The organism is Sphingomonas pituitosa NBRC 102491 (assembly GCF_001598435.1).
Lineage (GTDB): Bacteria > Pseudomonadota > Alphaproteobacteria > Sphingomonadales > Sphingomonadaceae > Sphingomonas > Sphingomonas pituitosa.
Window position 1 is genome coordinate 177,335 of the sequence record NZ_BCYY01000009.1, and the last position, 10,325, is coordinate 187,659.

A 10,325-nucleotide genomic window follows, 5' to 3' on the forward strand; every position below is an offset into this window, starting at 1 on the left:
ACGATGGTCGGCAAATGCTTGATTGTCGAAGAGGCAGATAGGGGTGTACCGTTGCTCTTGATCGATTATCCGCCTGCCGCGACGGCGATGATCAAAAGACGTATTCAATATCTCGGAGGGTAAGATGCGCATATGCGGTAAAAGCTGCATCCGAAGCATTGCACCCGCATTCAAATTACTGACCCTGATCACGGGGCTGATCGTTCCCGGCGAATACGTCCAGGCGCAGCTGGCACTTCCGACCGCCAGTCCGAGCCAGGTGGCTACCGCAATTCACGACTGCCTGGAATCTGAAGGTTACCCAGATGCACTAGGCAAGAGGAACTGGCGTCCGGAACAAATGCCGCCTTCAGGTTCAGCTATGCGTAAATACGTCAGTCGCACAAACCCCGCATGGATGCCTGTCCCGGACAAACCAGGTGGAGAGACAATATGCTGGGTGATAGCGAGGGCTGCCGATGAAAGATCAAAATACGAACAATCGATCGGTGAGGTTGTCGGGGCAAAGACTAATATCGGCGCAACGGGCACCATGTGGCTTACCAAGTCTCATGCATTTGTGCTGGACTGGTTTTCCGAGCAAGGCCTCAATGGCATGAGGATAGAGGTGCACCGTATCCGGCCGTGAGCACGGAGCGGGCGGCTCCGCCCTTATCATACCTTGCAGCCCCCTTGTTGGGAAATACTGGGAGAAATGCCGTTCAGCGACGAGGTGGCGCTCTCGATCCGCCTCGGCTGATCGACGCAGTAGCTCGCCAGCCCCAGCACCGTCCCCAGCACGACCAGCGGATGCAGCCGCACGAGCCGCCGCGCGAGGAACTCCCGCACCGTCATCCGGCCCCAGCGATCGTCATAGGCATAGCCGACGACGAAGCCCGACAGCGCGAAGAAGAAGTCGACCGCGAGATAGGCGTGCGGGAGCAGCAACCGGCTGGCCTCGAACAGCACCGTGATGCCCTGGATGTGGAACGCCACGACCAGCAGCGCCGCGGTGCCCCGCAGCCCGTCCAGCACGTCGAAATGCGGCTTGCCGTCGCTGGTCGCGTCGAGCGTCCGGGCCCCGGTGACGCTCATCGCGTGACCGCCCGCGCCGGATTGCCGACCACCGTCGCGCCCGGCGCCACGTCGCGGGTCACCACGCTGCCGGCGCCGATGATGGCGTCGTCGCCGATCGTCACCCCCGGCAGGATCAGCGCGCCGCCGCCGATCCAGACATTGGCGCCGATGCGGATCGGCCGCCCGAATTCCAGCCCCTGCGCCCGCAGCGCCGCATCGCGCGGGTGATCGGCGGTGAGGATCTGCACCCCCGGCCCGATCTGCGTGCCTGCGCCGATCTCGACGCGCACCACGTCGAGGATCACGCAGCCGAAATTGAGGAACACGCGCGGCCCGAGATGGATGTTGGACCCATAGTCGCAATGGAAGGGCGGGCGGACGACCGCCCCCTCGCCCACCTGCCCCAGTCCCTCCACCAGCAGCGCATGCCGATCGGCCGCATCGCTGGCGAGCGACGCGTTGTATCGCACCATCCACGCCGCCGCGCGGGCAGCGTCGGCGGCGATCTCGGGGTCGTCGGCGGTATAGAGTTCGCCGGCCAGCATGCGTTGCTTCTGGGTCATGGGTTCAGCTCAGATCGTGCAGGTCCTTGCCGAGCGGCGCGGTGATGCGGAGATCGGAGAAGCGCACCTCCAGCCCCTCGCGCTCCGGCGTACACGCCATGGGGCCGACCTGATAGGCCGATGCCACCGGGAACGGCGCCAGCCGCACCAGCGGCCAGGTCTTGCCGTCGGCCGAGACCTGCAGGCGCAGCACGCCCTTCGCGACCGTCGCGCGCATCCAGAAATCCGCGGCGCCGCCGGCATAGGGGCCGGTGGACCAGTCCGATCGCCCGTCGGTGAGGACGCTGCTCAGCATCGCGCGCCCGTCGGACAGCTCGATGCCGGCCTTCACCCAGCGGCGCTCGTCGACGCGCACCATGATGCCCGCCTGGTCGTAGAGCTTCTCGTACCGCCCGCGGATGCGCAGCTGCGCGGTGAACGCGTCGCCGGTCGGGAAGCCGAGGAAATGCCCGCTGTCGCGGGTGAAGCCGTAATGCGTCTCACGCCAGAAATCGGTGCCGCGATCGGTTACCAGCATCAGGTCCCCGCCGGCGTCCGCGCGCCACTGCTTGGGCGCGTTGAGCCAGCGACCGTCCTTCCGTCCCAGCACGGCCTCGCCGGCCGCGCCATGCGTCGCCGCCTCCGCGACTCCCGGCACGCTGAGCGCAACCGCACTCCCCAGGATCGCCCGACGCGACAGCTGCGGTTCCTGCATCTTCCTTCCCCTCGCAACATGAATACGGCAGGAACCCTCCTGCCGCGTGTCGGCAGCATGTGTACATTTGTACATATCGATTGCAATGGTGTTTCGGGGAGCGTTGGCGTGGCCGAGGGAACAGCGAGGCGGAACGATCCGGAACGGCGGCGCCGCATCATCGCCGCCGCGCTGGACGTGATCGCCGATCACGGCGTACCGAACACCACGCACCGGCGCATCGCCGCCGCCGCGGGCGTGCCGCTGGGATCGGTCACCTATTATTTCGACACGCTCGAGGCGTTGCTCACCGAAGCATTCGTGCAGCTGGCGGAAGAAGCGTCGGACGCCTTCCGTACCCGGATGGCGGCGGCAACCGACCGGGACAGCGCGCGCGAGGCGATCATCGACATCATCGCAGGGTCGGTCTGGGCGGAACCGCGCACGCTGCTGCTCAGCTATGAGCTCTATGCATTTGCCGCGCGCCACCCGCCGGTCTCTGCGGTGATGCAGCGCTGGATGAACAACAGCCGCGCCGCGCTGGAGCGCTTCTTCGATCCGTTGACCACCCGCGCGCTCGACGCGCTGGTGGAAGGAATCGGCATCCACAATTCGATCGATCGCGACCCGCTCGATCGGGCGGCGATCAGCGACATCGTGCACCGTGTGATCGACCCGGCGCAGCGCTGACGCCCTTGCAGCGAAACGGCTTTCCTGTCGTTATTGCCGGATGCTGGTGTTTCTGGACTTCGAGGCCTCGTCGCTGGGCAAGCGCAGCTACCCGATCGAAGTGGCCTGGGTGTTCGAGGACGGCCGGTTTGAGGAGCATCTGATCCGCCCTGCCCCCGGCTGGGAAGACTGGGATCCGGCGGCGGAGGCGATCCATCACATCCCGCGCGTGACGCTGCTCGAACGGGGCGAGCCGCACGACGCGGTCGCAGGGCGGATGATCGACCAGCTGACCGGACACGAGCTGCTGGCGAGCGCGCCCTCCTGGGACGGCAAATGGCTGAGCACGCTGCTGCGCGCCGCCGGACTGCCGCGCCACAGCCTGCGGCTTGGCAGCAGCCATGATGCGCAGCGCGACGCGGCACGCGCCGCACTCGCGGGCCGGTTGCCGCCGGCTGCGCTCGACGCCGCCGTCGAGGATCTTCTGGTGCATGCCGAAATGGGAGACCGCGCCCAGCCTGCCCACCGCGCGCTCGCGGACGCAACGGAAGAGCGCGACCGCTGGCTTGCCGTTCGCGCTGCGGCGCGCGCCTACGCCGCCGGGCGATGACGGATGCGCAGGTCGGCCGCGCCGGACATCCCGTCACGCCGGACGGGCGCTACTTCGTGGTGCGCGGCCGGCTCTGGCGCATGGCCGATCCGACGCTTTCCGAGGAGCGGCGCACCGCGCTCGTCGCCGAACTGATGCAGGCGCGGCGCGGGGTCGCCGCCGCCCGGCGAACCGAAGACGCCGCCGCCGAAGCCACGGCGCATGCCGCCGTCGATCGCGCCAAGCATGCGCTCGGCGAGCGCGGCCCCGCCTGGTGGCAGGACGGTGCGCCCGACTATAACCGCCATCTCGCCCGCAACACGCCCTATGCGGCCTGGTTTGCCGGCCTCTGCTGACTTGCCGAGGATTTTCTGCCGCGCGCACAAGACGATGGCGCATCTCGCCGGCTTGTAGGGTAGAAGCGGGCGACCATCGTGGAAGGAGGGGGAATGCGGATCATCCTGCTGGCCGGGGCATTGCTGGCGGCAACGGCGCCGGCCCTGATGGCGACACCCGTGCAAGGCCCGGCGGCACCCACCCTCCACGGCCGCCTGGAGGGACCGTTCGAGCTGCACTCCCGCGTCTATCCCGGCACGGTGCGGCGCTACTGGGTCTATGTGCCTGCAGGGTATGACCCGGCCCGCCCGCCGAACCTGCTGCTGTTCCAGGACGGCCAGCGGGCGACGAACCCGACCGGCGCGCTGAAGGTGCCGGAGGTGCTCGATACCCTGATCGCCAGGGGCGCGATCCCTGCCACGCTCGGCATCTTCGTCACGCCCGGCAACCGATCGACACGCTATCCGGACACGCTGGGCATGCAGAATCCGGACCACCGCGTGGAGGAATATGATTCGCTGTCCGATGCCTATTCCCGCATGACGCTGGACGAGCTGCTGCCCAGGGTCGCGCGCCGCTGGCGCTTCGCGGCGGACCCCCGGCGCCGTGCGGCGGCCGGCACGTCGAGCGGCGCCATCGCCTCCTGGACGCTGGCGTGGCGGCATCCCGAAGCGTTCGGCAACGTCCTCAGCTTCATCGGCAGCTACACCTCGATCGGGCTGACCCTGGCGCCCGATGGCCGCCCGCTTGCTTACGGCGGCGATCTCTATCCGGGGCTGATCCGAAAGGGCGCGATCCGGCCGCTGCGCGTGTTCCTGCAGGACGGGCGCGAGGACCTGGACAACGAGCATGGCAACTGGTTCCTGGCCAACCAGCAGATGCTGAAAAGCCTGGAATGGGCCAATGCCCATGCCGATGCCGAACGGCGCGGCGGACCGCGCTACGACGTGCGCCACGAATGGACGTCCGGCGGCCATTCCGATGCCGAAGGCGGCGCGCTCCTGCCGGAGGTGCTGCGCTGGATCTGGCGCGACCAGCCGCCGGCGGCCCATGGCGCCGCCGCACCCGCAGCCGATTGACCGCGGGCGCCTTCCTTCAGCGGGCCTGACCTGCCAGAAAATGCGCATCTTTCGGGGGAGCGATTGGGGGAGCCATGCGCATCTTGTTCTCGACGACGGTGCTGCCGGGGCGGCGCCGCAACGGCGGCGAGCTGTGGTCGCAGACGCTGGTCGACAGTCTGCGCCGCAACGGCGCGGACGTGACGGTGCTGGGCTATGGCGCGGCGTCCGCCGAGGGCGAGGTGAGCGCCGGCCCGCGCGCGGTGGAAACGCGCGCCGCGCCCTTTCACGCGCTCGGCTGGGCGGTGCAGGCCCTGGGCCGCAACGCATTCTCCGTGCAGAAATGGGTCAGTTCCGCCTATCGACGCGCGCTCGCACTCCAGCTGGCGCGCCAGGGTTGGGACGCCGTGCTGATCGACCATGCCCAGATGGGATGGATCCAGCCGCTGCTCGGCGGGATTCCGCTCCTGTACCTCGCGCATCATGCAGAGGCGCGGCTCTATGCCAGGCTCGCCGGGGAAGCCGGTGCGCTCGGCCGCCGCATCTATGCGCGCGAAGCGCGCCATATCGGCGCCATGGAGCAGGCGCTGGCCCGCGCCGCCGTGCGCAGCTGGTGCATCAGCGATGCCGACGCCGCCGTGCTCGCCCCCCATGCAGGCACGCGGGTGCAGGCGCTGCCGCCGCTGTCGGCCATGGCGCTCCAGGACGATGCGGCTCCGGAGGGTGCCGCCGAGGTCGCGCTTCTCGGCAACTGGCGCTGGCAGCCCAACCACCGCGCCTTGTCCTGGTTTCTGGGCGAGGTCCAGCCGCGGCTGCCGCGCGGCTGGCGCGTGGTGATCGGCGGCGCGATCGACCGCCGCCGGCTGCCGGAGATCCCGGGTGTCACCTTCCTCGGGCCGGTGCCCGACGCCCGACGCTTTCTGCACGACGCCCGGCGCATCGCGGTGCCGTCGCTCGCCAGGGTCGGGGCCAATCTCAAGCTGCTCGATGCCATCGCATCGGGACGGATCGTCGTCGCCACGCGCGAGGCGGGGGCGCTGGTCGGCGCCCTGCCCGCGGACGTGATCCAGGCGCCGGACGCGGAAGCGTTCGCCCGGGCGCTGGTCGATGCACCCGCCCCCGCCCCGCACGCACGGGCGGCGTGGCTCGCGGCACGGCAGGCGCGGCTGGATGCAGCGGTGGCCGACGGATTGTCAGCGGTGCGGCAGCAGCTCCGCGAGCGGGCGTGAAATGACGCCGTTGCGCCAGTGGCGTCGCCGCCGCCAGACGAGCTGCCAGGTCCTCCGCCGGTCGGCGAAGCGCGGGTGCCAGCGCCCCAGCACCGCAAAGGCATGCGCACGCAGCCAGGCGCCGAACAGATAGACCTGTGCCGCCAGGCGCCCGCGCACCGGCCCCAGGTGGCGCCGCACCAGCTCGACCTTCGCGCTCAGGAGATAGGTCATCATGTCTTCCGGCCGGCTGCTGGCGCCGCCGCTGTGCTGGATCGTCGCGGCCGGCGTGAAGCAGGGCCGCGCGCCCAGCGCCCGCGCGCGCAGGTTGAGGTCGACATCCTCGCCGTAGAGGAAATAGCGCGCGTCGAACCCGCCAAGGGCCGCGAAGAAGGGCGCGCGGATCATCAGGAAGCAGCCCGAAAGCGCCCCCACCTCGCGGACGGAATCGCGCGCCCAGCCGCCATAGCCCTCCGGGTTCAGCAGGCGGCTGCGCGGGAAGCTGCCCGACAGCCCCAGCCCGACGCAGACGCTGCCCCAGAAGCTGGGCGCGGCAAGGCTTTCGGTGGGATTGACCCGCCCGTCCTCGCGCACGGTCCGGCCGCCCCACAGGCCCGCGCCGGGCCGCGCCTCGGCAAAGGCGAGCAGCGCGTCGATCGCGCCGTCGAGCGGCAAGGTATCGTTGTTGAGGAACAGCAGCGTGTCGCCCCGCGCGTGCCGGGCGGCGAGATTGGCGCCGCCCGCGAAGCCGAGATTGGCGCCCGCTTCAACCAGCCGGACCGTGGGGAATTCCCGCAGGATCATGGCCGCCGTGTCGTCGGCGGAGCCGTTGTCGACCACGACGATCTCGTGCGGCGCTGCCGGCGGCGCTCCGCACAACCGGGCCAGGCAGGCGCGGGTGGCGGCGCTCTGGTTCCAGCAGACCAGCAGGATCGAGAGCATCGGCTCAGCGCTGCAGCAGCGCGTCGCGCTGCCGCCGCCAGTCGCGCCAGCGCGCCTTCAGGCGATCATAGCGCTGCAGCCACTCGCTCCGCCGCCGATCCCGACGATTGACCCGCAACCGGTTGCCGTCCAGCGCGCGGCTGGCGAAGAAATTCGGAACGGCATGCAGGTCCTCCATGCCGAGGTGGAAGACCGGGCAAGCGGCGCTCGCCTGCGGGGGCACGATCCACGCCCAGTCCGCCGAGACCGTCCGGCCTTCGCGCTGCTCGCGCTTGACGAACTCCATGAACTGCTCGCTCGCGGTGTGGTGATCGACGATGTCCACCCCGGCCGCGCGATAGCTGTGCAGCACCGCGGAGTTCAGTTCGGTAAGGGCACGGTCGCGCCACAGCGGGTCTGCGCTTTCCGACGGCGCAAATCCCAGCGCTTCGGCGATCCGGGGCAACAGGTCGTAGCGCTTGCGATCGGCGAAGTCGCGCGAGGCGATCTCGCTGGCCATGTAATGCCCATTGAACGGCGCGCAGGGATATTCGATGCCGCCGATCGTCAGGTGCATGTTGGCCACGCACGGCACCGCATACCAGCGCAAGCCGAGCCGGGCGAGGTCGGGATGCGCGGGGTGGCGGATCGCCACCTCCTGCACGATCGCCTCCGGGATGGGGAAGAAGTGCCGGAAGCCGCCGGGGTCGCGCAGGATCAGCGGCAGCAGATCGAAGGCGCCCGGCCGCTCGGGCGGCGTCCAGCCGAGACCGATCGCGGTGCGGGTGAGCTCGACATTCTGCCGATCGCCCAATGTGGTGCCGTCCGGCTGGAGATAGCCCGCATATTGCAGCACCTGCGGGCTTTCGACCGTGACGGGCAGCGCATCGCCCCTGGCGGGCGGAAAGATGCTGATGCAGGAGCGGATCCGCCCGCCCGCAAAGGCCTCCTCCATGTGCGCGAACAGCTGTGCGGCGACCTGCCCGGGCGTTTCCATGGCCCGGCAGTCGCGCACTTCCAGCGACTTCCACCACAACCGCCCGATGCACCGCGCGTGGTTCCGCCACGCCAGCCGCGCGCCGAAGGCGAGCTCCTCGGGCGTATGCGCATAGCCGCCGGTGCGACGCAGCGCGCGCACCACCTCGGCCCGGCGTGCGGCCGCGGCGGCGGCGGGCTGCCCCGTCTCGCGCGCAAAATCGTCCAGAAACGCCAGCGCCTCCTCGCGACGCTCGCCCGCGGACAGGCGCCGCATCCGCCGCCGCACCGGATCGGCGCCTACGAAGCGATCGACCATCACATCATGCCGTCGAACATCTGCGCGCCCGGCCGCAGCTTGCGGCGGTTGATCGCGTAGACCGCCTGCAGCACGCGCGCCTTGGCGCGCCGATACTCGGCGGCCTGGGTCGCCCGCTGATCGGCAAAGGCGCGGCCGAGTGCCGGGCGGAACCCGCGGACGACCAGATCGGGCAAGCTGCCGTCCTGCATCTGTTGCCACACGGGCGTGTCTTCCAGAATGGAGAAGTCGTTGAACCGGACACGATCCAGATAGGGCGCGTGCGCCTCCAGGAAGGCGGCCGTCTCCGCCAGATCCGCGGCGGTTTCGCCCGGATACCCCTTGAACATGGTGCATCGCACGGAGATGCCGGCCTCGAAGGCATGCCGGATGAAGGCGGCATTGCCTTCGACGGTCGCCCCCTTCTGCATCAGGTCGAGCATGCGCTGGCTACCGCTTTCCAGCCCGAAGCTGACGCGGCGCATCCCGCCCGCCGCCGCGGCGCGGAGATCCGCGCGCGACAGGCCGTTGTCGGCGCGGGTATCGACATGGACCGTGCCGATCCACTGCGCGCCGGGCACCACGTCCTGCGCGTGTTCGGCGATGCCGCGGAACATGGCCGGGTTGCTGTTCAGCTTCAGGTCCAGGAACAGGAAATTGGTGGTCGCGTGGCGGCGCGACTGCTCGCGCATTTCGTGGAGCACCGATTCCAGGCTGCGCGTGCGGAAGGTGCGGCCGTTGACCGAGACCACGTCGCTGCAGAAGCTGCAGCGTGCCCATTGGCAACCGCGACCGGTCATCATCGGTACGATGCGGACGCGGTAACGGTCCCAGGGGAAATCCGCAAAATCGGGCACCGGCGAGGTGTCGACCGGGCGGAAGGGCGGCGCAGGCCGACTGCGCCGCCCGTCGGGCAGCGTCACGCCGTCGAACGCGAGCAGGTCACCGCCGCGGATGACCGTATCGACCAGATCGGGCAGCACCACGTCGGCCTCGCCCCCGAAGATCGCGGTCAGCCCAGGCACGCTGCGCCAGCTGTCCGCCACGCCCTTCATGTTGAAGGCAGGGCCGCCCAGCAGCAGCGGAACGCCCGCCGCCTTGGCGCGCTTGCCGATCTCGACGACGGTCGCATGGTGCTGGAGATAGGCGGAGAGCAGCAGGATGTCGGGCTTGTCCGCAAGCGCCTTGGAGATTTCGCGCAACACCCGCGGATGCGGCCGCTGCCGCCACCAGTAACGCAGGCTCCTTGCTGCGCCGCGCACGCCGCGCGCCAGGGGCAAGGTGGAAAGATGCAGGCGCCGCATCCAGTGGTCGAGCCGCCATTCGACGCGCTCGCGCTCTGCAGCGGGCACGTCATGGGCAAGCGGCACCAGCAAGCGGGCATCGTGCCCGGCATTTCGCAGCGACGCCGTCAAGATGCCGACCGCAAGCGTCGGGAAGGTCGCGAAGTTGTTGAGATCGACGAGCAGGGCGGAATAGCGTGTCGCCGTCATGCCCGCCGCGATGGTGGCAGTCGACGGCACGATCGCCGCACGACTTCTCGAATCGCTCGTCACGCTACGAGCGCGCGCACGTTCATGTTGATGCAAAGATTGCATGATTCCCCCCGACAACCGACGTATCGAGAGCCGATCCGCTTAGCAACGATCCCGTCGTCTTAAATACGGTCACGAACAGCTCGATTTCGGCGCAAATTGTCTCAGCGGAACGAGCATGCCCGATTCTTGCGAGGACTCCGCCGCGATCGCCGGACGAACCGGGAGCATTCCGCCGATCGCGCCGGACCATTTCGAGGATCGGGCCGCCCCGGTGCGCCCTCCGGCCGGCTCCGCCACCCCCTCGGAACAGCCGTCGTCGTCCTCATCTGCTTCGGGCGGGCCCGCTTTGGTGACGCCCTCCGGCTCGATCACCGGCCGGCGGTCATCGGGACGCCGCCGCGAGCAGCTCGCTGGCGATATGGCCGAGCGGGATCACGCGTT

General features: G+C 69.4%; 13 protein-coding genes. 7 read left to right on the top strand and 6 right to left on the bottom strand.

Annotation, left to right across the window (positions count from 1 at the left end; translation table 11 throughout):
• Positions 1-124 precede the first annotated feature (124 nt).
• Positions 125-628: a hypothetical protein gene (locus tag SPI01S_RS22230; RefSeq protein ID WP_157084631.1), complete on the top strand. Its 504-nt coding sequence runs from the start codon at positions 125-127 to the stop codon at positions 626-628.
• Positions 629-654: 26 nt separating this feature from the next.
• Here the strand turns inward: SPI01S_RS22230 and SPI01S_RS10000 are convergent, their stop codons facing one another.
• Genes SPI01S_RS10000 through SPI01S_RS10010 form a run of 3 tightly spaced genes read right to left on the bottom strand, consistent with a single transcriptional unit; the run spans position 655 to position 2,313 of the window.
• Positions 655-1,074, bottom strand: a complete 420-nt coding sequence (locus tag SPI01S_RS10000) for an acyltransferase family protein (RefSeq protein ID WP_066721730.1) — start codon at positions 1,072-1,074, stop codon at positions 655-657.
• Complete coding sequence (locus SPI01S_RS10005; RefSeq protein WP_066721732.1) at positions 1,071-1,619, bottom strand: sugar O-acetyltransferase; 549 nt, start codon at positions 1,617-1,619, stop codon at positions 1,071-1,073. Before SPI01S_RS10005 ends, SPI01S_RS10000 begins: the two co-directional genes overlap by 4 nt.
• A gap of 4 nt (positions 1,620-1,623) precedes the next feature.
• Positions 1,624-2,313, bottom strand: a complete 690-nt coding sequence (locus SPI01S_RS10010) for a DUF1349 domain-containing protein (RefSeq protein ID WP_066721734.1) — start codon at positions 2,311-2,313, stop codon at positions 1,624-1,626.
• A gap of 108 nt (positions 2,314-2,421) precedes the next feature.
• Between SPI01S_RS10010 and SPI01S_RS10015 the strand changes: the two genes are divergently transcribed.
• The 5 genes from SPI01S_RS10015 to SPI01S_RS10035 all read left to right on the top strand — a co-directional run bounded on the left by SPI01S_RS10015 (position 2,422) and on the right by SPI01S_RS10035 (position 6,173).
• Positions 2,422-2,982: a TetR/AcrR family transcriptional regulator gene (locus SPI01S_RS10015; protein WP_066721736.1), complete on the top strand. Its 561-nt coding sequence runs from the start codon at positions 2,422-2,424 to the stop codon at positions 2,980-2,982.
• A gap of 40 nt (positions 2,983-3,022) precedes the next feature.
• Positions 3,023-3,571, top strand: a complete 549-nt coding sequence (locus tag SPI01S_RS10020) for a 3'-5' exonuclease family protein (protein ID WP_066721737.1) — start codon at positions 3,023-3,025, stop codon at positions 3,569-3,571.
• The gene (locus SPI01S_RS10025) at positions 3,568-3,906 is read left to right on the top strand and encodes a hypothetical protein (protein ID WP_066721739.1); all 339 of its coding nucleotides are present in this window, start codon (positions 3,568-3,570) and stop codon (positions 3,904-3,906) included. Before SPI01S_RS10020 ends, SPI01S_RS10025 begins: the two co-directional genes overlap by 4 nt.
• Positions 3,907-3,999: 93 nt before the next feature.
• Entirely contained in the window at positions 4,000-4,965 is a 966-nt protein-coding gene (locus SPI01S_RS10030) for an alpha/beta hydrolase (RefSeq protein WP_084253375.1), read from the top strand.
• Positions 4,966-5,039: 74 nt separating this feature from the next.
• Entirely contained in the window at positions 5,040-6,173 is a 1,134-nt protein-coding gene (locus tag SPI01S_RS10035) for a glycosyltransferase (protein ID WP_066721740.1), read from the top strand.
• Here SPI01S_RS10035 and SPI01S_RS10040 read toward each other — a convergent pair.
• Genes SPI01S_RS10040 through SPI01S_RS10050 form a run of 3 tightly spaced genes read right to left on the bottom strand, consistent with a single transcriptional unit; the run spans position 6,138 to position 9,869 of the window.
• Positions 6,138-7,094 carry a glycosyltransferase family 2 protein gene (locus SPI01S_RS10040; protein WP_066721743.1) on the bottom strand — a complete coding sequence of 319 codons (957 nt, stop codon included), beginning with the start codon at positions 7,092-7,094 and terminating at the stop codon, positions 6,138-6,140. The genes SPI01S_RS10035 and SPI01S_RS10040 overlap by 36 nt on opposite strands.
• Positions 7,095-7,098: 4 nt before the next feature.
• On the bottom strand, positions 7,099-8,367 hold the full coding sequence (locus tag SPI01S_RS10045; RefSeq protein WP_218017594.1) for a nitric oxide synthase oxygenase: 1,269 nt from the start codon (positions 8,365-8,367) through the stop codon (positions 7,099-7,101).
• Positions 8,367-9,869: a B12-binding domain-containing radical SAM protein gene (locus SPI01S_RS10050; RefSeq protein ID WP_066721745.1), complete on the bottom strand. Its 1,503-nt coding sequence runs from the start codon at positions 9,867-9,869 to the stop codon at positions 8,367-8,369. The genes SPI01S_RS10045 and SPI01S_RS10050 overlap by 1 nt, the downstream gene beginning before the upstream one ends.
• Positions 9,870-10,059: 190 nt before the next feature.
• Between SPI01S_RS10050 and SPI01S_RS22875 the strand changes: the two genes are divergently transcribed.
• Positions 10,060-10,325: hypothetical protein (locus SPI01S_RS22875; protein WP_218017595.1), on the top strand; the 266-nt coding region annotated here is incomplete at its 3' end.

Bases quoted from the DNA above. Each gene is read 5' to 3' on its own strand.
- SPI01S_RS10020 (WP_066721737.1), top strand. From the start codon at position 3,023: ATGCTGGTGTTTCTGGACTTCGAGGCCTCGTCGCTGGGCAAGCGCAGC.
- SPI01S_RS10005 (WP_066721732.1), bottom strand. From the start codon at position 1,619: ATGACCCAGAAGCAACGCATGCTGGCCGGCGAACTCTATACCGCCGAC.
- SPI01S_RS10040 (WP_066721743.1), bottom strand. From the start codon at position 7,094: ATGCTCTCGATCCTGCTGGTCTGCTGGAACCAGAGCGCCGCCACCCGC.
- SPI01S_RS10000 (WP_066721730.1), bottom strand. From the start codon at position 1,074: ATGAGCGTCACCGGGGCCCGGACGCTCGACGCGACCAGCGACGGCAAG.
- SPI01S_RS10010 (WP_066721734.1), bottom strand. From the start codon at position 2,313: ATGCAGGAACCGCAGCTGTCGCGTCGGGCGATCCTGGGGAGTGCGGTT.
- SPI01S_RS10030 (WP_084253375.1), top strand. From the start codon at position 4,000: ATGCGGATCATCCTGCTGGCCGGGGCATTGCTGGCGGCAACGGCGCCG.
- SPI01S_RS10025 (WP_066721739.1), top strand. From the start codon at position 3,568: ATGACGGATGCGCAGGTCGGCCGCGCCGGACATCCCGTCACGCCGGAC.
- SPI01S_RS22230 (WP_157084631.1), top strand. From the start codon at position 125: ATGCGCATATGCGGTAAAAGCTGCATCCGAAGCATTGCACCCGCATTC.
- SPI01S_RS10045 (WP_218017594.1), bottom strand. From the start codon at position 8,367: ATGGTCGATCGCTTCGTAGGCGCCGATCCGGTGCGGCGGCGGATGCGG.
- SPI01S_RS10035 (WP_066721740.1), top strand. From the start codon at position 5,040: ATGCGCATCTTGTTCTCGACGACGGTGCTGCCGGGGCGGCGCCGCAAC.